The following is a 23,115-nucleotide window of genomic DNA, read 5'->3' as shown; positions in this document are numbered from 1 at the left end:
GTGAATAGAAAATTTCTATTCACTTTTTTTTATAAGATTATTACATATATATAATAGGGAAAAACCTGAAAATATTATAAGGGAATATTTAATAATAAATAGATTTTCTGGGATTATATTTTTTAATATATTTAACATGAAATACATTAAAATAGAAGTTAAGACTATTATTAAGAGTTCATTGCTATTTAACTTTAAGTAATAGTTTTTTTTGATTTCATAACAGTTTAATAATAATGTGGTAGAAGAAGTAATAATTAGACTTAAGCCATAGCCGTATATGTTTATATTAGGTATTCCTACTAAGATAAATAATAAAATTATTTCTTCAATCGATACAATTAATGAATTTCTTAATAATATTCCTTGTTTCCCTAAACCATTTAATATTCCAAAGGTAGTGGCAGAAGTGTAAACAAAGGGTGCAGCTAAGGAAGAAAATAAAATATATTTGCCTAAATCTTTTCTTTGAAAAAAAAGAATACCTAAAGAATGGGGGATGGTTATACATATAAGCATAGTGGATATACCTAATAAAAGTCCTATTTTTAATACAGTTTTAATTCTATCTTCCGTTGCCCAATAATTTTTATTGCTAACACTTTGGGAAATGTCTGGTATAAGTATTGTAGACATTGAATTTATAACTAACATTGGAAAATAAACTATAGTTAAACTCATACCTGTAAATTTACCAATAGTAGATAACGCATTACTATAGCTAAATCCAGCATATACAAGTCTTCTAGGTACAATTAATGTAGAAATAGTAGATAATGCAGTAGATAGAAAACCATTTATACATAGAGGAAAAGAAATAGATATTACATTAAATAATAACTGAGCTCTACTTTCTCTTTCATAAGGAGTATAAATTATTTTATTTTTATATGTTCTATAAAAAATATATAAAAGAGAAGTACTAATAAACTCACCAATAGTTAAAGCTATATATGCAGAAGTTACAGTATCTTTTATTTGGTACAAAGAAAATGTAGCCGTAACACTTAAAATTATTAGGATTCTTAAAGTTTTTTCAAATATATCTATAAAAGCAGGTATTTTAATTTTAGATATACCATAGAAGTAACCTTTCAATATTGAAGATACAGCTATAAAAAGCATTGCAGGACAAATAATTTTAACTGCATTTAGTGCTCTAATATCTTTAATTATGTATTTACTAATAGAAGAGGCATTTATAAAAACTAAAGAAATAATAAATAAACCCCATATTATATCAAAAGCTATAGATACATCTACAGTTTTATTCAAATTTATAAAATCCTTTTTACTTATAAACTCTGCAGATACTTTAGATATAGCAGCTATCATTCCACCAGAAATTAAACATATAAACAAGTTATATATTGGCATTATAAGCCCATAAAGTCCCATACCTTCTGCACCAAGTTTATGAGACAATATTACGGAAAAAGTAAATCCTAATATACCTGTTGTAAGATTTGATACAGTTAATATAAAAGAATCCCTAAAGAAGGTGTCTTTTTTCATTATATAACTCCATGAATTGTTAACAATAAATATTTATTCAGAGAAAGATTAAATATTACAATAAATTTTCATATGTAATCTTTCATAAAGTAAATAACAGAAAAAAGAATACATTCTATATTCTTTTTTCTGTTATTTTCAAATTATTTAAGTTTTTATAGTTTAAGATTTTCTAAGTCCATCCACGATTATAGCACAAGAAGCATCACCAGTTATATTAACTGAAGTTCTTAACATGTCAAATATTCTATCTACTCCAAATAGTATAGGTAATCCAACTACAGGTATATTAGCAGAAAGCAACACTGCTACAACTAGTAGAGTAGGACCAGGCACACCAGCTTGTCCTATTGATCCTATAGTTGCTGTTAGAATTATTGCTACATATTGAGGAATACCTAAATTAATTCCAAACATTTGTGCAAAAAAACAGCTTACAAGAGCATAGTATATAGCATTACCATCCATATTTATAGTGGCACCTAATGGTAGAACAAAAGAAGAAGTTTCTTTTGATATTCCCAAATCTTTTTCACAAACTTCCATGTTTATAGGAAGAGTGGCCATAGAAGATGCTGTAGATAACGCTACTAATTCAGGTTTATATATATTAGACCAGAATTTTTTTAAGGACATTTTTGAAAATAGTTTTAGATTTAATGAATATATTCCAAAATTATGAAGAATTAAGGCTCCTAAATATACAATAAATAATACAAATATACGTTTTAATATTTCATAGCCAAAAGTTCCAGTAGCATCTGCCATAAGGGCGAATACACCTATAGGAGCTACATACATTACTTTCATTATAATGAATATTAATGCATCATTAATGCAATTAAAGACTTTAACTAAGAAATCTTTTTTATCTCTTTCTAGAGAGGATATTCCAAAACCAAGGAATAAACTAAAGAATATTATCTGAAGTATATTTCCATCAACTAATGCTTTTATGGGATTTTCTGGAATAATACCTTTAAGTGTATCCCAGAATCCAGGAAGATCACCTTTTGTAGCAAATTCATTTGAAAACATTGATTTTAAAGATTCTACAGGTACACCTGCACCTGGTTTAAATAATTCTCCAAAAACTAATCCTATTATAACAGCTACAGCAGTTGTAAACATATAATATCCAAAGGTTGCAATACCAATTTTTCCTGCTGATTTAGTATCTCCAATAGAAGCAGCTCCTGTGATTATAGAGAAAGCTACTAGAGGAACAACTACCATTTTTATTAATTGCATAAAAATATCTCCTAATGGAGCAAAGATGGAAGCGTTTTTTCCCATAAATGTACCTGCTATAATACCAAGAAACATTGAAAGAATTATTACTGCTCCTAAACTTGCAAAAATACTTTTCTTTTTAATAACCATAAATAATGCCTCCTAAATTATAAGATAGAACAAATATTATAAATTTATCATAGAACAATTTTATAAGAATATGTATGAAAATGCAATGGAAAAATAATTAACTTTCATATATTTTTTGTGGTAATAATTAACTAGAATAATATATACATTTGAGGTAGAATTAATTTGTAAAAAAGTAAGATAAATTTTATGGTAAGGAGAGATAGTATGATTAAATATATATGTACTATTTGTGGTATGATAATAAATGAAAAAAACTATAACCTAAATGAAGAGGCATTTGAAGATTTTAATTCTGTAGATAATATTAAACACTGCCCATTCTGCGGTGTTAGAGGCATATATTTAAAGGAACTTGCACAGGGGGAAGTGCAGTTATTAAATAATCCTGTATCTTTAGTAGATAGTAATATCTCTAAAATATTAGATCACGCTATGAAATTGGAAGTATTTAATGGTGATTTTTACCAAAAAGCTTCAGAATTAGTAAATACAATTGAAATAAAGAATATGTTTAAATCTCTTGCTAAAATTGAATTTAATTATGCCAGAATTCACAAATCTCTTGGAGGATTTAAGGAGTTACCAATTCTTAGAGAAATGGACTACAAAAAATATGATGAAGAGAATTTAATAAAATTAGCAAATAAAAGAGAAAAGCATGCAGTGGAATATTATAATAAATATTCAGAGGAAGTTTCAAGTAGTAGGCTAAAAGAAATATTTAATGCTTTATCTAAAGTGGAAAAAGAGCATATAAATTTAACAATAAAATAATAAGTTTTATTATTGAAATATTTATATAAAAGAGTATAATAAAAAAAAATAAACCATCATAATAAATGAGTTTATAAATTATATATTCCCATTAAAAGGAGAAAGTGTCATATTATGAATAATAGGATAGAAAAAACCTATGGTAGTGCATTAAGAGGTTTGTTTCATGCTGTAAATCCATTAAAGAAAAAGTTTTTAAAGACTTATTGTACAGTTCACAAGTTTATAGTTATTCAAGCGTTAGAAATACTTGAAAATGATGGATATATTGAAGAATATGAATTTTTTAAGAAGAATGTAGGTTATATTAATAAGGGGACAACTTGGGCAGACCAAGATTTTAAAAGCTCCAATCATTTTTATCATTTTAGCAAAGGAAGAGGTTTATATGGTTTTTCTAATGCTTTAAGCGAGTGTAAGAAATACTATGAAAAGTCACTACATTATTTGAAGGAAAAGAACATTGAAAGATCCATGTTTTACTTTGGAGCAGCATGTCATTTAATACAAGATGTTACTGTACCACAACATGTAAATAATAAGCTTTTAAAAAGTCATAGAAAATTTGAATTATGGATAATAAGTAGACTTATGAGTGATTTTTCTTTTATGGCTAACAGTGGAGTAGTGAGATATTGTAATTTGGAAGATTATATAGTAAATAATGCGTTTTTAGCTAATAACACTTACTTAAAAAATATAAATATAAGAAATAGAGAGCAGAGATATGAAAATATAGCCTCTACAGTTTTAAAAGAGGCTCAAAGAACAACAGCAGGCTTTATGATGGACTATTATGAAATAATAAAAGAAGAACTAGATTGAGTGATAAAATAAAAAATCCTTCATTTTGGAGGATTTTTTTGATTTTAGAAGAATGTATATAATTATAGGAATATTATTATAACTATAGATGACAATATATGAAGAAAAGGGGTGATTTTTATTTGAAAGAAGAGATACAATTAAAGTTACAGCAAGAATATTTTAAAGGAAATATCTTAGATATAGGAGTTAGTAATAATGGAATAATATACAATGTATATAAATATTTTAATAAAGAGATTAGAGACAACATTGAGTTAGAATATATAAATGGAAAAGAGGAAGGAAAAAATATAGAAAAGGGGATTTATGATAGTTGTATATTATTTTTTACGTTAAGTAATATTTGGCTTAAAAAAAGTAAAAAAAATCTATTAAAGGATATATATGAGTATTTAAATAAAGATGGATGTCTATATATTTGGGATATAGATAAAGGGTATAATAAAACTTTTTTTAATAAAATAAAAATTATTTTACCAGAAAACAACATAAAAGAAATACAATTAAAAGATATAAATATTTTAAAAGATAATTCTAGAGAAAGTATATCAAAGCTGATTGAAGAGGATTTTAAAATTATTAATATAGAGGAAAAGGAGGGGATATATTATATAAAGGCTAGTAAGAAAAATAAGGAATAAAGAAAGGACGAAAGAAATGAAAGTAATATTAACTGCAGTAAATTCAAAGTTTATTCACAGCAATTTAGCTATAAGGTACTTAAAAGCATATACAAAGGATTTGCAATATGATTGTGTTTTAAAAGAATTTTCTATTAATGACAGAATAGAAAGAATAGTTCAAGAGATTATATATGAGAGGCCGGATATGGTAGCTTTTTCATGTTACATATGGAATATTGAGTATGTAGAAAAGATTTCTAATCTTATAAAGTTAATTAATAAGGACATAATTATAGTATTTGGAGGACCAGAGGTATCTTATGATGGGAAAAGTTATTTGAAGAATAAAGATTGCGATTATGTAATTGAAGGGGAAGGTGAAGAGTGTTTTAGAGAATTAATAGAATATAAAATTAATTATAATAAATCAAAAATTTATAATATTAAAGATATTAAAGGTATTTATTATTTAGATGATGATAGAATTTCGTATAATGGAAAAAGAAATTTAATGGATATGAATAAGCTAATATTTCCTTATAGTGAAGATGAAAACTTAGATAATAAGATTGTTTATTATGAAGCATCAAGAGGATGTCCGTTCAACTGTAAATATTGTTTATCTTCTACAATTCATGGAGTAAGATTTTTAGATATAAATAGAGTAAAAAAAGAGTTGAAATTTTTTATAGATAAAAAGGTTAGACTAGTGAAGTTTGTTGATAGAACCTTTAATTGTAACGTTAATTTTGCTATGGATGTATGGAAATTTTTAATAGAGCAAGATACAGAAACAACTTTTCATTTTGAGATATCAGCAGATATATTAACTGAAGAAGAAATAAAGATATTATCTAGAGCACCAAAGGAAAGATTTCAATTTGAAGTTGGAGTACAGACTACTAATAATGAAATTTTAAGAAATATTAATAGAACTGCTAATTTTAAAGACATAAAAGAAAAAGTTGAAGAACTTATGGGCATTAAAAATATTAAACAACATTTGGACCTTATAGCAGGACTACCAGGAGAAAGTTACAGTTCTTTTAAAAATTCTTTCAATGACTTATATACTATTCATTCAGAGGAAATACAATTAGGATTTTTAAAGCTACTTAAAGGGTCAAAAATGAGAGAAGAAAAAGAAAAATGGGGAATGGTTCATTCACCTTATCCGCCTTATGAGATACTTAAAACAAAGGACATAAGTTATGAGGAATTGCTTAAATTAAAAAGAGTTGAGGAAATGGTTGATAAATACTATAATTCTGGAAAGTTTTCTACTATATTAAAATATTTTATAGATAAATTTGAAACCCCCTATGATTTTTATCATGCTTTAGGTGAATTTTTTTACTTTAAAGGATATTTTTCAAGAAATATATCTTCTGTAGATTATTATAAAGTTTTTTTAGAATTTAATAAGGAGATAATAAAGGAAGAACAAGAGGTTTTAAAAGAAATAATAAAATTTGATTATTTAAGATTTAACAAAAAAAAGTGGCTACCGGAATTTTTATATAGAGAAGAAGATAAAAATATGGAAAGAAAAATTAAAGAAGATTTAATAAATAAGGGAATAATAAATAAATATAAATCTATAAATAGTTATCATATAGAAAAGTTTAAAGTAGATATATGTAAGTTTATAGAAGATAATAATATAGAAAAAGGAGAAATTTTTATACTTTTTTACGAAAAGGACAAAAGTTGGTTAAAAATCTAACGACATAATTAAAAAGATAACAATTGTTGAAATATTAAGTAAAATTAGTTATAATCCTTAAATATACAGAAGTGTAACAACAGAAATTTAACCAAATTTCAACTTTTAAACCAATTGTTATTGATAAACTACTAATTATAGTAGTATAATAAAATTATAATCAATATTAGTTAATATTCTTTATTAATTAAGGAGGTGGTACTTTGGCAATGGAGGCAATAAAGAATATAAAAGAAGCAGAAGCAAAAGGTGAAGAAATTATAAAAAATGCTCAATCTGAAAGTAAAAGTATACTAAAATCTGCTGACACTAAAGCCGGTGAAGAGTATAAAAGAATACTTCAAGAGGCTAATAACCAAGATAAAGAAATAATAAATAATGCTTTAGCAGAGGGAGAAAAGGAAGCAGAAATTATAAAAAGAGATGGTGAAAATGAAGTAAGAGAAATTTTAAATATTTCTCAAGATAAACTTGAAGGAGCAATTAATTTAGTAGTTGAGAGGATAGTGAGTAATAATGGCAATAGTTAAAATGAATAAATTCTCTCTACTTGCATTTAAATCCAAGAAAAATGAGCTGTTAGAAAAGATTCAAGCTTTTTCTAATGTTCAGTTTATAGATCTTGGAGAAGAAGTTTATGAAAAAGAAGAATATGACTTTCTAATAAAGAATTCTGAAGCTACAACTATATCTGATTTAGAAAGCAATATATCCAAAATTAAGTTTTCTTTAGATATAATAGGTAAATATGTTGATACAAAAGAAAGTATAAAAGATAAGTTAAAAGGCAAAAAAACTTTATCTTATAGTGAGTTGAAGTCTTTGGAAAAAAATATACAATGGGATATTATATATAATGAGATCAGGGCAAGAGAAGATAAAGTAAATGCTCTTTTAAACGAAGTATCAAAATTATCATCAGATATAGAAACTTTAATACCTTGGAAAAAGGTGGATATTTCTCTAAAAGACTTAGAAAGCATGAAAACTTCTATAGGCCTTTTGGGTTATATTCCTAGAAATTATAAAGAAAGTTTTAGAGAAGAATTAGAAAGTAGTGTTAAAGAGTCCTATATAGAGGAAATTAGTGAAGTTAGAGAGGATTTAAATTTATTAGTAATAATCCATAAAGAGTGTGTAAATAAGGCAGAAGAAATATTAAAGAAATATAGTTTTACAAAAGCTAATTTAGGCTATAGAGATTCACCAAATGAAATAATAAATAGGGCAGAAAAAAGAATTGATGAAATAAAAGCTGAAAAACAATCAATGATAAAATCAATAAAGCTATATGAGAAGGAATTAGAAAATTTGAAGATAGCTTATGAATATTTCCTCAATGAAATAGGTAAAGTTAAAGCTAGTGAGAATTTTTTAAATACTAAAAAAGTAGTACTTATTAAGGGATGGGTTCCAGAAAAAAATAAAGAGCAATTAGAAGAAGTAATAAAAAATAGTGTTAATGAATATTATCTAGAATTTTTAGAGCCTAATGAAGAAGATGATGTTCCAATAATGCTTGATAACAATTCGCTGGTGAAACCATTTGAATCAATTACATCTATGTATAGTCTGCCAAAATATAATGAAGTAGATCCTACTCCATTATTAGTACCTTTTTATTTAATATTCTTTGGTATGATGTTATCAGATGCTGGATATGGTTTACTTATGTTATTAGGTACTACATTATCTATAAAATTTGTTCCACTAGAAGATGATACTAGGGCAATGGTAAAATTATTTTTTTATTTAAGTATACCTACTATTTTCTGGGGAATTATGTATGGTAGTTATTTTACAGGTGCCATAAATATACCACCTGTTTGGATGAAACCAGAAGAAAATGCAAATTTCTTGTTGTTTATAGCAATTGCATTTGGATTAGTTCAGATATATATAGGTTTGGCAGTTAAAGCATATCTTCTTATAAGAAACAAGCAGTATTTAGATGCTTTTTATGATGTAGGTTTATGGTATATAACTTTAACTACAGTTATATTATATTTAGCTGGATCATTTGGTAATGTGACTGCACTTCAAGGGAGCTTAAATGCTATAAAATATATTATGTTTGCTGGAATGATAGGATTGGTTCTTACTCAAGGAAGAAGCAATAAAGGAATTGGAGCAAAACTTGGAGCAGGACTTTATGGTTTATATGGCATAACAGGATATATTGGAGACTTAGTATCTTATTCAAGACTTATGGCATTAGGTCTCGCCACTGGATTTATAGGTGGTGCGTTAAATCTTATAATAAGTTTCTTAGGAACTGGAATAAAAGCATGGATATTTGGACCAATAATATTTGTAATTGGGCATGTATTCAATCTACTAATTAACTCTTTAGGATCTTATGTTCATACTTCAAGACTACAGTATGTTGAATATTTTGGAAAGTTTTATGAAGGAGGAGGAAAACCATTTACTCCTTTGAAATATACTAATAAATTTATAAAAATTAAGACAGAATAAGGGAGGAATTTAATATGAATAATTTTTTTAGTTTCTTTTTACAAAATGGAGGAATAATACTTGCGGCATTAGGAGTTGCACTAGCTACTATATTGCCAGGAATTGGTTCAGCTAGAGGAGTAGGTATAGTAGGTGAAGCTGCTTCAGGATTGTTAACAGAAGAGCCAGAGAAATTTGGTAAAGCTCTTATATTAGAATTACTTCCAGGAACGCAGGGATTATATGGTTTCGTTATTGCATTTATGGCTCTTGGAAAGGTTAGTGCTGGATTAGAATTAGGAAGTGGATTTGGTGTATTCCTTGCATGTTTACCAGTTGCTTTTGTAGGCTGGAAATCAGCTATTGCACAGGCTAAGACTGCTGCATCAGCAGTAGCAATCCTTGCTAAGAAGCCAGAGCATAATACTAAAGGTATAGTATTAACAGTTATGGTAGAAACTTATGCATTATTAGGATTTGTTATGTCAGTATTGATGTTAAGATAATCCCTATAAGAATTATTTGCTAAGGGAGTGAAAGCTATGTCTAACTTGGAAAATTTGACTTCAAAAATTATAAAAGATGCAGAAATTAAAGCAAATGCAATCTTGGATGAAGCAAGAAAAGAAGAAAAAAGAATAATAGATGATAAGACGAAAGATGCTGAACAAAAGAAAAATGAAATCATTAATAAAGCACATTTAGAAGGAAAAAGTAGAAAAGAAAGAGTTATTTCAAATGCTCATTTATTTATTAGAAATAGGAAGCTTGAAGCAAAAGGGGAAATAATTAATAAAATATATAAAGAAGCTTTAGATAAATTAAATAAACTTCCTAAAGAGGTGTATTTAAATTTTATTAGGCAAAGTCTTTTATCACTTAATATAGATGGTGATGAGGAATTAATATTATCAAGTAATGATAAGTATATTCAGAAAGAATTTCTAGATGAAATAAATGAAGAATTAAAGAAAAAAGGTAAAAAAGGTGAAATTAATATTAGTTCTGAAAGAAGAGATTTTGTAGGTGGATTCATATTATTTAAAAATGGCATAGAAATAAACAATACTTTTGAAGCTTTAATATTTTCTTTAAGGGATGAATTAGAGCCTCGTATAATAAATACAGTATTTAGTTAGGAGGTTAGTTAAATGGAACATTTACAGTTCACCCATGCTATTGCTAGAATTAGGGTGCTTGAAACTAAACTCCTTGATAAAGCAAAAATAGATAGGATGATAGATAGTTCTTCATCAGAAGATGCATTAAAGATAATTTCAGAGACTGAATATTCAAACTATATGGCTAATATAAAAAAGCCAGAAGATTATGAAATATTGCTAAGTGAAGAATTAAAAAGATTATACAATTTAATGTATAGTTTATCCCCTGAAAAAGGAATCATTGATATTATGGCTTTAAGATATGATTATCATAATATTAAAGTTATGATTAAAGGAAAGATACTTAAAAAAGATTTGTCCTATCTATTGATTCCCGTAGGAATTATTCCTATTGAGAAATTAAAACAGTTCTTTTTAGATGATAATTATAAAGAATTAACTTCTTTAATGAGAGAAGGGCTTAGTAAGGCTGAAAGAGCTTTTGAGGAAGAGGAAGATCCTCAAAAAATTGATATTATATTAGATAGCTTTATGTACAAGGAGATGCTTATTAAAGCTGAAGAGATAAATGAAGAATTTATAAAAAATTATTTAAAGATTTCTATAGACCTAACTAATGTAAAAACTTTGATTAGAGCCAAAAAGCAAAATAAAAGAAGAAAATTTTTAGAAGAAGTAATAATAGAAGGTGGAAATATTGATAAAAAGACATTAATTAGTTATGAAGGTGAGTCCATAGATAGCATAGCTAATAAATTATCTTATACACCTTATGAAAAAATTCTAAGATTAGGTTTAGAAGAATATGCAAATACAAATAATATAAGTTATTTCGAAAAAATTTCTGAAAATTACATTATGGATTATGTGAAGAAAGCTAAATATGTAAGTTTTGGAATCGAACCTTTGATTGGATATATGATTGCTAAAGAGACAGAAATAAAAATCCTAAGAATAATAATGGTTGGAAAATTAAATAATATAGCACCAGATATTATAAGAGAAAGGCTGCGTGATGTCTATGTATAAAATAGGAGTAGTAGGAGATAAAGATTCAGTATTAGCTTTTAAGGCTATAGGTGTAGATGTTTTTCCTGTTACTGATATAGAAGAAGCCAGAAAAACAGTGGACACTATGGCAGCAAACAAATATGGTGTTATATTTATAACTGAACAAGTAGCAAAAGATTTGGAAGAAACCATTGAAAGATACAATAGAGAAATTCTTCCTGCCATTATACTCATTCCAAGTAATCAAGGCTCACTAAATATTGGAATGAAAAGAATTAGCGATAATGTAGAAAAAGCTGTTGGAGTGAATATTTTATAGGAAGGTAGGTAGGTGGACTTGAAGACTGGTAGAGTTGTAAAAGTTTCAGGACCTTTGGTAATAGCTGAAAATATGGATGAAGCAAACTTATTTGACGTTGTAAGAGTTGGAGAACAACGACTTATAGGTGAAATAATTGAAATGAGAGGAGATAAAGCTTCAATCCAGGTATATGAGGAAACTTCAGGACTTGGACCTGGCGCCCCAGTAATAACTACTGGTGCTCCATTAAGTGTTGAATTAGGTCCAGGATTAATGGAAGCTATGTTTGATGGAATCCAAAGGCCTTTAGATGCTATAGAAAAAGTTGCTGGAGATTTTATTACAAGAGGAATAGATGTTCCTGCAATAAATAGGGAAAAGGTGTGGCATTTTACTCCTACAAAACAAGTGGGGGATGAGGTAGAAAATGGAGACATAATTGGAGTAGTTCAAGAAACATCAATAATAGAACATAAAGTAATGATCCCTTATGGAGTAAAAGGTAAGATAATTTCATTGAATGAGGGTGATTATACCGTAATAGATAAGATTGGAGAAGTAGAAACAGAAAAAGGAACTGTGGATTTAACACTTATGCAGAAGTGGCCAGTAAGAAAGGGTAGACCTTATGCAAGAAAGTTGAACCCTATAGCGCCTATGGTTACAGGTCAGAGGGTAATAGATACATTTTTCCCTGTAACTAAAGGAGGTACTGCATGTGTTCCAGGTCCTTTTGGAAGCGGTAAAACAGTAGTTCAACATCAGTTAGCAAAATGGGCAGATGCTGAAATAGTAGTATATATAGGCTGCGGAGAACGTGGAAATGAAATGACAGACGTTTTAAATGAGTTTCCTGAATTAAAAGACCCTAAGACGGGGGAACCATTAATGAAAAGAACAGTTCTTATTGCAAATACATCAAATATGCCTGTTGCAGCTAGAGAAGCTTCTATTTATACAGGAATAACTATTGGAGAATATTTTAGAGATATGGGATATTCTGTTGCATTAATGGCAGATTCAACTTCACGTTGGGCAGAGGCATTAAGAGAAATGTCTGGTAGACTTGAAGAAATGCCTGGTGAAGAAGGATATCCGGCTTATTTAGGATCAAGACTAGCAGATTTCTATGAAAGAGCAGGAAAGGTTATTTGTTTTGGTAAAGATGGAAGAGAAGGAGCATTAACTGCTATAGGGGCAGTATCACCTCCAGGAGGAGACTTATCTGAACCTGTAACCCAGGCAACCCTTAGAATTGTTAAAGTGTTCTGGGGATTAGATTCTCAACTTGCATACAAAAGACATTTCCCTGCAATTAACTGGTTAAATTCCTATTCTTTATATATAGATAGGATTGGAGAATGGATGGATGAAAATGTAGCAGAAGACTGGACTAATTTGAGATTAAAGGCTATGTCACTTCTTCAAGAGGAAGCAAATCTTGAGGAAATAGTTAGACTTGTTGGTATAGACGCTTTATCAGAAGCAGATAGATTAAAGCTTGAAGTAGCTAAATCTATTAGAGAAGATTATCTTCAGCAAAATGCTTTCCATGACGTAGATACTTATGCTTCATTACCAAAGCAATACAAGATGTTAAAGCTTGTATTAAAATTTGGAGATGAAGGAGAAAGAGCATTAAAATCTGGAGTATATTTAAAGGATATACTAAGTCTAGATATAAGAGATAAAATTGCCAGAGCTAAATATATAGAAGAAGAAAATATTTCAAATATGGAAAAAATATTTGAAGAATTGGTTAATGACATCGATGAACTTATCAGCAAAGGGGGGATTGTAAATGCTTAAAGAATATAGAACAGTGAGAGAAGTAGTAGGTCCTTTGATGCTAGTTGAAGGAGTAGAAAATGTTAAATATGATGAATTAGTAGAAATAGAGATACAAACAGGAGAAATGAGAAGAGGTAGAGTTCTTGAAATAAATGAAGATAAAGCTTTACTTCAGTTATTTGAAGGTTCAGCAGGAATAAATATAAAAGGCAGTAAGGCAAAATTCTTAGGAAAGCCATTGGAAATTGGTGTATCAGAAGATATGTTAGGAAGGGTTTTTGATGGACTTGGAAATCCTAAGGATAATGGTCCTAAAATAATACCTGAACAGAGGTTGGATATAAATGGAACACCAATAAATCCTGTGGCAAGAAACTATCCTTCAGAATTTATTCAAACAGGAATATCTGCTATAGATGGACTTAATACTTTAGTTAGGGGACAAAAACTTCCTGTTTTCTCAGGATCAGGACTTCCGCATGCTCAACTTGCAGCTCAGATTGCAAGGCAGGCAAAGGTTCTAGGGTCTGATTCTAAGTTTGCTGTAGTATTTGCAGCAATTGGTATTACCTTCGAGGAAGCTCAGTTCTTTATTGATGATTTTACTAAAACTGGAGCAATAGATAGATCCGTTCTATTTATGAACCTAGCAAATGATCCAGCAATCGAAAGAATTGCAACCCCAAGAATGGCATTAACTACAGCTGAGTACTTGGCATTTGAGAAAGACATGCATGTACTTGTAATACTTACAGATATGACTAATTATTGTGAAGCGTTACGTGAAGTATCAGCAGCAAGGAAAGAAGTTCCAGGAAGACGTGGATATCCAGGATATCTTTATACCGACCTTTCAACCATATATGAAAGAGCTGGAAGAATTCTTGGTAGAGAAGGATCAATAACTCAGATACCAATACTTACAATGCCAGAAGATGATAAAACTCATCCAATCCCTGACTTAACAGGATATATAACTGAAGGTCAGATTATATTAAGTAGAGAGCTTTATAGAAAGGGTGTTATGCCACCTATTGATGTATTACCATCTCTTTCAAGACTTAAAGACAAAGGTATTGGTAAAGGTAAAACTAGAGAAGATCATGCAGATACAATGAATCAGTTATTTGCAGGATATGCTCAAGGTAAACAGGCAAAAGAATTAGCAGTAATACTTGGAGAATCAGCTCTTTCTGATACAGATAAACTTTATGCTAAATTTGCAGAAGCTTTTGAAAGAGAATATGTTTCTCAAGGATTTACTACTAATAGAACTATTGAAGAAACCTTAAATTTAGGATGGAAGCTGTTATCCATACTACCAAGAACTGAGCTCAAGAGAATTAGAGATGAATATTTAGAAAAATATTTACCTGAGACCCATAATAAAGTTGAATAATTAAAGGGATGATTTGATATGAAATTAAATGTTAATCCTACAAGAATGGAGCTCACAAAACTTAAAAAAAGACTAGTAACAGCCACTAGAGGACATAAGCTTTTAAAAGATAAGCAAGATGAACTTATGAGAAGATTTATAGATCTCATAAAGTATAATAATGAATTGAGAAAGAGTGTAGAAGAAGAATTACAAAGATCTTTAAAGGATTTTGTAATGGCAAGAGCAGTAATGTCTTCAGAATTTTTAGAAGAAGCAATTGTCTATCCTAAAGAAAGTATATCTTTAGATGTAGATATAAAAAATATAATGAGTGTTAATGTGCCTGTTATGAAATTTAAAAGAAAAATGGAAAATGATGAAGGAAGTATATATCCTTATGGATTCGTAAATACTTCTGGTGAATTAGACAGTGCATTAGAAAAGCTTTATGAAATACTTCCAAAGTTACTTGAATTAGCAGAAGTAGAGAAATCATGTCAGCTTATGGCAGATGAAATTGAAAAAACAAGAAGAAGAGTAAATGCTTTAGAGTATATGACTATTCCTCAGCTTCAAGAAACTATAAAATATATAGTTATGAAGTTAGATGAAAATGAAAGAGGAAATCTTACAAGATTAATGAAAGTTAAGAGCATGATGAAAGAAAAAGAAAAAATGCAGAACTGAGGTGTTGATCCTCAGTTCTATTTTTTAAGCAAAATTAATTGTAAATAAATTTATTCTATTCCAAAAAATAGTGAATAAATTTACTCTATATAAAAAAAATTCAGAAATTTTAATCAATATTATTGACAAATATTTAACAAGAATAGTATAATACTGATATAACAAGAATTGAAACAATGGGAGAGGGGATTGCATTATGGTAAGAGATAAAATAAAATCTTGTATGATAGGAGAAAGTATTTTCAAAATAGGAGACTATACGTCATTGGCACAAGGATGGAACTTATATAAACATAAATTATCCTTAGAGGAATGTACAGTTTTAAAAATAATAGACTTGTATTATGTAAAAGATGAAAATTATTTGCCAAAGTTTAGAGCTATATTAGAAACAAATAAAGGCAATGTTATAGATGTACAAGTATCTGATTTAAATGATGTTAGAAATAGTAAGGAAAATCGTGAGGAATTAAATAAGATAGGATATGACTTTGAAAAAGGATGTATTTATTGTAAAGGTTATGAAGAGTTAAGCGGTAAATGGAAATTCTTTGATATTGGAGTAACTGAGAACAATGCTTATTGCGAAACAGTATAGAATTAATCATATTGATGAAAAATAGGAAAAATAATTTTACAGATTCTAAATAGGATGGAATATAGTTTTATTTTATAAAATTATATTCCATTTGTGTTTTATAAAAATTCTTTACAAAAGGTAGAATTAAGAGTATACTTCTGTATATACATTAGATTATACGGAGGTGTATTATGAGTAACATAAAAAAGATTGTATATTCTGCTTTATTAACTGCTTTGGCAATTGTGATACCAATAGCTTTTGGGTTTCTAGCTATACAAATAGGTCCATTCTCAGCTACTTTGGCTGCTCATGTGCCTTTATTTTTATCTATGTTTTTAGGGCCTGCTGCTGCTGCTATGGTAGGTATTGGATCAGGATTAGGATTTTTAGTAACAAAAGGTTCTTATATTGCTGCGAGAGCTTTTATGCATACTTTTGTAGGAGCGGCTGGGGCTTTACTTATAAAAAAAGGAGTAGCTTATAAAAAAGTAGTTTTATTTACAGCTCCATTACATGGTGTTTTAGAGGCACTAATTGTAATACCATTTGGAATTACAATGGATAAGATACTTATAACTGTTGGAATAGGTTCTTTTCTTCATCATATAGTCGATGGAGTAATAGCTTTAGCTATTATGAAAACATTATATAGAGCATTGAATTTAAAATTAATTAAAGAAGGATAAAATATAAAAAATCGTCTTGAAAAGTGAAATTGTAAAGTATTCATTTTTTAAGACGTTTTTAATTTTTTCATAATTACATATGGAGATATTATTATAGTTTATGTTTGTAGAATTTAACATATTGACATACATATTTCTAAATTATAAAATTATACATTAGTATATTTTATTGGAGGTGGGAAGTATGTCAATAAAAGAAAGTGAAAAAATACTTGAAGAAGAATATTTAAAAGATACTTTATTATGGATAAATAATGAAATTAATAGAATTGAAACAAATAAGGGACAGCTTAAACATAAAATAGAAGATTTAAGAAAAGAATTAAAAGGAAAATATAATGAAGAGTTAGAAACTTCTGAGAAACTATATAAAATAACTTCTAAAAGTTTAGAAAAATATTCAGAAGGAAAGAATAGTCCTTATTTTGGGAGAATTGATTTTAGAGAATATAAAAGAGATATGGAGAGTTTTTATATTGGTAAATTTGGTTTAGGAGATGGAGAAACTGGAGATGAAAGAGTAATTGATTGGAGATCTCCTATTGCAGATCTATACTATAGTGGAACTGCTGGAGAATGTTATTATAAAGCTCCTATAGGTATTATTAATGGAAATTTAACATTAAAGAGAAAATTTATAATAAAAGAAGGGAAATTGATTGATGCTTTTGATGAAGGTATAAATGAAGTTATACTAAAAGGTAGTTCAGAAGAAGGAAACTCTTTGGTAGATGAGTTTTTAAAAGTAAATTTAGAAGAAAGTGGAAGTAACAAATTAAAAGAAGTAGTAGCAACTATTCAAAAAGAACAAAATGAGGTAATAAGAAGCGATAAAAATATTCCTCTTGTATTACAAGGAGTAGCAGGATCAGGAAAAACAACAGTGGCTTTACATAGAGTAGCTTATCTATTATATAGATATAAAGATAAGTTAGCACCTAAAGATATGTTAATAATAGCACCAAACAAAATATTTTTAGATTATATTTCAGATGTATTACCCAATCTTGGTGTAGATAATATAAGACAAAATACATATGAGGAAGTAGCATATGAGATTTTACATATAAACAAAAAAATGATTACAAAAGATACTAAATTAGGAGAGATTATAGAGGAAGAAAAAGAGTTAGAGAATATAATTTCTACTAGTAAAATAAAAGGAAGTTTAGATTTTAAATATTTAATAGATTTATATATAGAACATTTAGAAAAAGTAGATGCAGAAAATATAGATGATATTAATGTTTATAACTACTCACTTTTTAATGAAGATGAAATAAAAAGACTTTTTACAGTAGATTTAAAAAAGATGCCTATAAATATTAGAAAAGATGAAATTAAAAGATATTTAGGATTAAAGATAGATGAAAAAATAAAAAATATTTTAGATAAAATTAGTTTTTACTATGAGTATAAAGTGGCTAGAATTAAAAATTTAATGAAGGATGGACAAGAGAGAAGGAAAAAATTAATAGAAATATATGATGAGAGAGATAATAAAAAGAAAGATATAAAAGAAAAGAGCATAATATGCTTCAATGATTATTTTAAAAAGTGGAAAGAGGAGAAATCAGGAGAATTATATAAGGATTTTCTTCATAATATTATAGATTTAGAATATGAACAGAGTGTTAATATAGATAAGAAAATATTGAAAAAGATTTTGGAACAAATAATAGAAAATGATAATAATGGCATAATAGATAGTGAAGATTTAGCTCCCATGGTATATTTAAAATTTAAGGTAGAAGGAGTACCGGAAAAATTTAAATTTAAGCATATAATAGTTGATGAAGCTCAAGATTATAGTCCGCTTCAAATTGTTACTTTAAACTATATGGTGGAACAAAACTCATTAACTTTAGTTGGAGACTTAGCTCAAGGAATATATTTTTATAAGGGAATAGATAATTGGAATATACTTATAGATAGTGTGTTTTATAACAAGGTCAATTTTATAAATATGAATAAGAGCTATAGATCTACATTTGAAATTATCAAGTTTGCTTCAAAATTAATAGATGGAATTAATAAACCTGTACCAGTGTTTAGACATGGTAAAGAAGTAGAAGTAATAAAATTTAAAAATAATAAATCCTTTAGTGAGAAATTAGATGAAATAGTTGAATTTGTTGAGAAAAGTGGGAAAAATACTATAGCAGTTATAGGGAAAAATTATTATCAGTGTAAAAAAATAAAAAGTTATTTAAATAAATATAGCAACTATAATTGGAAGTTAGTGAAAGACACGGATAAAATAGCAGATTTTAAGAACATAATTATACCTTCATATATTACAAAAGGATTAGAATTCGATTGTAGCGTTATATACAATTGTAATAAAGAAAATTATGAAGAGAATGAATTAGATAAAAAATTGTTATATGTAGCATTAACCAGAGCATTACATTATGAATATGTTTTTTATAATAATGAGAAAACTTCCCTTATTTGAGAAAAAGTTCTTTAAATTTATATAATATTTTATTAAATAATAATTATTATTAGGGTTATTTTTGGTGAAATATGATAAAATATACTTATAACTTAAAGAGAAATTAAAGGAGGTTATAGGAATGAGCAGTATAAAGTTAAGAGACAATATATATTGGATAGGGGTAAAAAATCCTGAGTTAAGAGTCTTTGATATTATAATGGAAACTAAAAATGGTACTACTTATAATTCTTACTTAATAGATGATGAAAAAGTTGCAATAGTTGATACTGTAAAAGATGGATATTATGAAGAATTTATAAGTAACATAAAAGAAGTTATAGGAGATAGAAAAATAGATTATGTAATAGTTCAACATACTGAATTAGATCACAGTGGTGTTTTGGCTAAATTTACTGAAGATTATCCAGAAGTTCAAATTATATGCTCTAGAGCAGCCTCTATATATCTTAGAGATATAACAAATAAAGATTTAAATATATTGGTAGCGCCAGATACATTATCTCTGGGAAGCACTACATTAAAATTTATTCAAGCGCCAAATTTACATTGGCCAGATACAATGTTTACTTATGTGGAAGGAAAAAAACTTTTACTAACTTGTGATTTTTTAGGATGCCATTATTGTCCTAAAGATGATATTATAGTTGGAGAAGAAGAAGAATATGATGATGAAATGGTTTATTACTACAATGTTATAATGTCACCATTTAAAAAATTTGTTTTAATGGGATTAGATAAAATTAAAAATTTAGATTTTGATTTAGTTGGTACTAGTCATGGTCCTGTGCATAGTGGTAAGAATATTAAAAAATATATAGATATGTATATATCCATGTCTACTATACCAAATGTAGAAGAGAATAAAATTGAAATATTTTATGTATCTGCTTATGGTAATACAGAAGTAATGGCTAGATATATCAATGATAGACTAAAAGAAAAAGGAATTAGCTCAGAGGTGCATGAAATAACTTCTATGGGAGCTAAAGGAGCTTTATGTGCCATAGAAGGATCTGTAGGATTTATTATAGGATCTCCAACTATAAATCAGGATGCAGTTAAGCCGGTCTGGGATGTATTGTCAGAAGTAGGTGCTATACCTAACAGAGGTAAAGCAGCAGCAGCTTTTGGATCTTATGGCTGGAGTGGTGAAGCGGTTGATATGATGACACAAAGAATGAAATCATTAAAATTAAATGTGACAGAAGGCTTAAAATTTAAATTTGTTCCAAATAAAGAGGATTTCAAAAATGCTGATGAATTTGTAGAAAATTTTGCAGCTCTTCTTTAGAAAAAGTTAGATTATGGAGGACGTTAATTATGAATAGAAATGATATTATAGAATATTTATTAAATAATGATATAAGTGAAGTAGAAGAATTAGAATATAGAGATAAAGATATATCTGTACTAAGATTTTTTTATGATTTTGATGAAGATGAAATAAATGCAGCAAAAGCTTATGCTGATGATGAAAGTGGAAAAGAAAGAGAAGATGAAGAGTGGAGCAGGGAATTTTTTATACCATATTTAAGTGAACTAGCAGTAGATATAGTTGGAGAAGTAATTGAAGATCTAATGGAAGATCTAAATTTAGAAGTTCAATTTACATCCTACGAAATTAATGAAGAAGAACCAGATTATGTAGAATTTATTGGTATATTTTATTCTAAAGGAAAAGAAGTAGATATTGATAGTATATTAGATGAACTACAGTTATAAAACAATTATTGTATAAGTTTTTAGGAAAGGACAAAGCAATGAAAACATTAATTTTTTTTGCCTCGCCCAATAGGAATGGAAATACTTATAAATTAGTGGAGAAATTTATTCAAGGAATAGGCAAGGAATCCGTGGACATGATCAATGTATACAATAAAAAAATATTACCTTGTGTAGATTGTAAATATTGTTATAATGAAGAGAAATGTGCTATAAAGGATGATATGACAGAAATTTATGAAAAAATAAACCGTAGTGATGTAATTGTCATAGCAAGTCCTATGTATTTTTCGTCTGTTACTGCACCCATGAAGGCTCTTATTGATAGGCTTCAAGTTTATTGGAGTAAAAAGTATATTCGAAAGGATAGAAGCAATATAAAAGATAAAAGAGCAGTACTTATATGTACAGCCGGAAGTTATTGGGATGATATGTTTTTACCTTTAGAAGCTGTATTGAATCATGGATTTGCAGCTATGGATGCGAAGAATATGGAGAAAATTTATGCGGTTAATACAGATAAAATACCTGTAGAAAAAAATGAAAAAATTTTGAAAGAAGCCTATGAACTTGGTGTTAAATTAAGACAAGAATTTGAACATAAATATGAGTAGTTTTTAGCTAGAAGTATAATTACTTCTAGCTTTTCTTTTTTAAGTGTTTTTTATTTAATAACATATTAGTATATATTATTTATTTTTTATAGTGGGAATTTTCTTTAAATAGGTAATAAATAATGTATTATATCTTAAATTTAATTATTATACTTGTGTTAATGCGGAAATGTGATATAATATTTAAGGAATTAATGTTAAACATATTGGTTAAAAGTTAAAAATAATATTTTGTAATATACTATTTTTTATTTAAATAGTCAGGGGGGAATATAAATGATAAATCAAGATATTGCTATGGGATTGGTAAGAGTTACAGAAGCTGCAGCTCTTTGTTCAGCTAAATACATGGGAAGAGGAGATAAAATTGCTGCAGATCAAGCAGCGGTAGATGGTATGGAAAAGGCTTTTTCTATGTTACCTATAAGAGGAACGGTGGTAATTGGAGAAGGAGAAATGGATAATGCGCCTATGCTTTATATTGGACAAAAATTAGGTATAGGTAAAGATGATATGATGGAAATGGATATAGCAGTAGATCCTTTAGATGGAACAGTGCTTATTGCTAAAGGATTGCCAAATGCAATTGCAGTAGTAGCTATGGGACCTAAAGGTAGTTTACTTCATGCCCCTGATATGTATATGAAGAAAATAGCTGTAGGAGCGGGAGCAAAAGGAGCAATAGACATAAATAAATCTAATAAAGAAAATATAATAAATGTAGCTATGGCATTAAATAAGGATGTGTCTGAATTAACAGTTATAGTTCAAGAAAGAGAAAGACATGAAGATATAATAAGAGATGCAAGAGATGTAGGAGCAAGAGTTAAACTTTTTTCTGAGGGAGATATAGCAGCAGTACTTGCCTGTGGTTTTGAAGATACAGGAGTTGATTTAATGATAGGCACAGGAGGAGCTCCAGAAGGAGTTATAGCGGCAGCAGCTATAAAATGTATGGGTGGAGATATGCAGGCTAAACTAGTGCCACAATGTGAAGAGGAAATAAAAAGATGTAAGGACATGGGAATAAAAGATGTAAATGGCGTATTATATATTAATGATCTTGTAAAAAGTGATGATGTATATTTTGCGGCTACTGGAATTACAGATTGTGACCTTCTAAAAGGAGTAGTTTACTCAAAAAATAATTGGGCTTCAACAAATTCCGTTGTAATGCGTTCTAAAACAGGAACTATAAGATTTGTTAATGCTAATCATCAATTATTAAGAAGCAACTTAGTAGTATAGTTTAATAGAGAATTTATTATAATGATGTAGGCAGAAGGAGCTGTCGCATTAGCATAAAAAATTTGCTAACGCGACAGCGTTTTTTGGGTATTTCATAGCAACTTTAAAGATGCTTTAAATCCAAATGAGTTCAGCACTTAAAAAATGACGCATTTTAATAAGCCTTTAACATTAAGGCTTTTTTTAATTTAAAGAGT

Annotated in this window: 22 protein-coding genes; 20 read left to right on the top strand and 2 right to left on the bottom strand. The window is 28.1% G+C overall.

Annotation, left to right across the window (positions count from 1 at the left end; genetic code table 11):
* Positions 1–15: 15 nt before the first annotated feature.
* On the bottom strand, positions 16–1,515 hold the full coding sequence (gene spoVB / locus J2Z24_RS07260) for a stage V sporulation protein B (RefSeq protein WP_035148445.1): 1,500 nt from the start codon (positions 1,513–1,515) through the stop codon (positions 16–18).
* Positions 1,516–1,677: 162 nt separating this feature from the next.
* Positions 1,678–2,898: a dicarboxylate/amino acid:cation symporter gene (locus J2Z24_RS07255; protein WP_035148444.1), complete on the bottom strand. Its 1,221-nt coding sequence runs from the start codon at positions 2,896–2,898 to the stop codon at positions 1,678–1,680.
* Positions 2,899–3,105: 207 nt separating this feature from the next.
* Between J2Z24_RS07255 and J2Z24_RS07250 the strand changes: the two genes are divergently transcribed.
* From J2Z24_RS07250 to glpX, 20 genes are all read left to right on the top strand, one after another.
* A complete protein-coding gene (locus tag J2Z24_RS07250) occupies positions 3,106–3,675 on the top strand; it encodes a ferritin-like domain-containing protein (RefSeq protein ID WP_035148443.1) in 570 nt (189 codons plus the stop codon).
* A 114-nt stretch (positions 3,676–3,789) separates the two neighbouring features.
* Positions 3,790–4,500 carry a phospholipase C gene (locus tag J2Z24_RS07245; RefSeq protein ID WP_035148442.1) on the top strand — a complete coding sequence of 237 codons (711 nt, stop codon included), beginning with the start codon at positions 3,790–3,792 and terminating at the stop codon, positions 4,498–4,500.
* 122 nt (positions 4,501–4,622) lie between these two features.
* Positions 4,623–5,144 carry a hypothetical protein gene (locus tag J2Z24_RS07240; RefSeq protein ID WP_035148440.1) on the top strand — a complete coding sequence of 174 codons (522 nt, stop codon included), beginning with the start codon at positions 4,623–4,625 and terminating at the stop codon, positions 5,142–5,144.
* Positions 5,145–5,160: 16 nt separating this feature from the next.
* On the top strand, positions 5,161–6,852 hold the full coding sequence (locus J2Z24_RS07235; protein WP_111947478.1) for a B12-binding domain-containing radical SAM protein: 1,692 nt from the start codon (positions 5,161–5,163) through the stop codon (positions 6,850–6,852).
* A gap of 209 nt (positions 6,853–7,061) precedes the next feature.
* Positions 7,062–7,382, top strand: a complete 321-nt coding sequence (locus J2Z24_RS07230; protein WP_241393048.1) for an ATPase — start codon at positions 7,062–7,064, stop codon at positions 7,380–7,382.
* Complete coding sequence (locus J2Z24_RS07225; protein ID WP_035148434.1) at positions 7,369–9,330, top strand: V-type ATP synthase subunit I; 1,962 nt, start codon at positions 7,369–7,371, stop codon at positions 9,328–9,330. Before J2Z24_RS07230 ends, J2Z24_RS07225 begins: the two co-directional genes overlap by 14 nt.
* 14 nt (positions 9,331–9,344) lie before the next feature.
* Positions 9,345–9,815 (top strand): V-type ATP synthase subunit K, encoded by a 471-nt coding sequence (locus tag J2Z24_RS07220; protein WP_035148432.1) that lies wholly within the window; start codon positions 9,345–9,347, stop codon positions 9,813–9,815.
* 36 nt (positions 9,816–9,851) lie between these two features.
* Positions 9,852–10,448 carry a V-type ATP synthase subunit E gene (locus J2Z24_RS07215; RefSeq protein ID WP_035148430.1) on the top strand — a complete coding sequence of 199 codons (597 nt, stop codon included), beginning with the start codon at positions 9,852–9,854 and terminating at the stop codon, positions 10,446–10,448.
* Positions 10,449–10,460: 12 nt separating this feature from the next.
* A complete protein-coding gene (locus J2Z24_RS07210) occupies positions 10,461–11,462 on the top strand; it encodes a V-type ATP synthase subunit C (RefSeq protein WP_035148429.1) in 1,002 nt (333 codons plus the stop codon).
* Complete coding sequence (locus tag J2Z24_RS07205) at positions 11,455–11,763, top strand: V-type ATP synthase subunit F (RefSeq protein WP_035148458.1); 309 nt, start codon at positions 11,455–11,457, stop codon at positions 11,761–11,763. Before J2Z24_RS07210 ends, J2Z24_RS07205 begins: the two co-directional genes overlap by 8 nt.
* Positions 11,764–11,781: 18 nt before the next feature.
* The gene (locus J2Z24_RS07200; protein WP_035148457.1) at positions 11,782–13,554 is read left to right on the top strand and encodes a V-type ATP synthase subunit A; all 1,773 of its coding nucleotides are present in this window, start codon (positions 11,782–11,784) and stop codon (positions 13,552–13,554) included.
* A complete protein-coding gene (locus J2Z24_RS07195; protein ID WP_035148428.1) occupies positions 13,547–14,935 on the top strand; it encodes a V-type ATP synthase subunit B in 1,389 nt (462 codons plus the stop codon). The genes J2Z24_RS07200 and J2Z24_RS07195 overlap by 8 nt, the downstream gene beginning before the upstream one ends.
* Positions 14,936–14,953: 18 nt before the next feature.
* Positions 14,954–15,604 (top strand): V-type ATP synthase subunit D, encoded by a 651-nt coding sequence (locus J2Z24_RS07190; protein WP_035148427.1) that lies wholly within the window; start codon positions 14,954–14,956, stop codon positions 15,602–15,604.
* A 196-nt stretch (positions 15,605–15,800) separates the two neighbouring features.
* The gene (locus J2Z24_RS07185; RefSeq protein ID WP_035148425.1) at positions 15,801–16,202 is read left to right on the top strand and encodes a hypothetical protein; all 402 of its coding nucleotides are present in this window, start codon (positions 15,801–15,803) and stop codon (positions 16,200–16,202) included.
* A gap of 173 nt (positions 16,203–16,375) precedes the next feature.
* Entirely contained in the window at positions 16,376–16,873 is a 498-nt protein-coding gene (locus tag J2Z24_RS07180) for a hypothetical protein (protein ID WP_035148424.1), read from the top strand.
* 184 nt (positions 16,874–17,057) lie between these two features.
* Entirely contained in the window at positions 17,058–19,331 is a 2,274-nt protein-coding gene (gene helD, locus J2Z24_RS07175; RefSeq protein ID WP_035152580.1) for an RNA polymerase recycling motor HelD, read from the top strand.
* 121 nt (positions 19,332–19,452) lie between these two features.
* A complete protein-coding gene (locus tag J2Z24_RS07170) occupies positions 19,453–20,625 on the top strand; it encodes an FprA family A-type flavoprotein (protein WP_035147654.1) in 1,173 nt (390 codons plus the stop codon).
* 29 nt (positions 20,626–20,654) lie between these two features.
* Positions 20,655–21,056 (top strand): hypothetical protein, encoded by a 402-nt coding sequence (locus tag J2Z24_RS07165; RefSeq protein WP_035147655.1) that lies wholly within the window; start codon positions 20,655–20,657, stop codon positions 21,054–21,056.
* A gap of 38 nt (positions 21,057–21,094) precedes the next feature.
* Positions 21,095–21,670 carry a flavodoxin family protein gene (locus J2Z24_RS07160; protein ID WP_035147657.1) on the top strand — a complete coding sequence of 192 codons (576 nt, stop codon included), beginning with the start codon at positions 21,095–21,097 and terminating at the stop codon, positions 21,668–21,670.
* Positions 21,671–21,946: 276 nt separating this feature from the next.
* A complete protein-coding gene (gene glpX, locus J2Z24_RS07155; RefSeq protein WP_111947480.1) occupies positions 21,947–22,918 on the top strand; it encodes a class II fructose-bisphosphatase in 972 nt (323 codons plus the stop codon).
* The last annotated feature ends 197 nt before the right edge of the window (positions 22,919–23,115 follow it).

It is taken from the genome of Clostridium tetanomorphum (assembly GCF_017873215.1).
GTDB classification, from domain to species: Bacteria; Bacillota; Clostridia; order Clostridiales; family Clostridiaceae; genus Clostridium_AO; species Clostridium_AO tetanomorphum.
The sequence above is the reverse complement of the archived record's forward strand: the minus strand, read 5'-3'. Positions and strand labels throughout refer to the sequence as shown.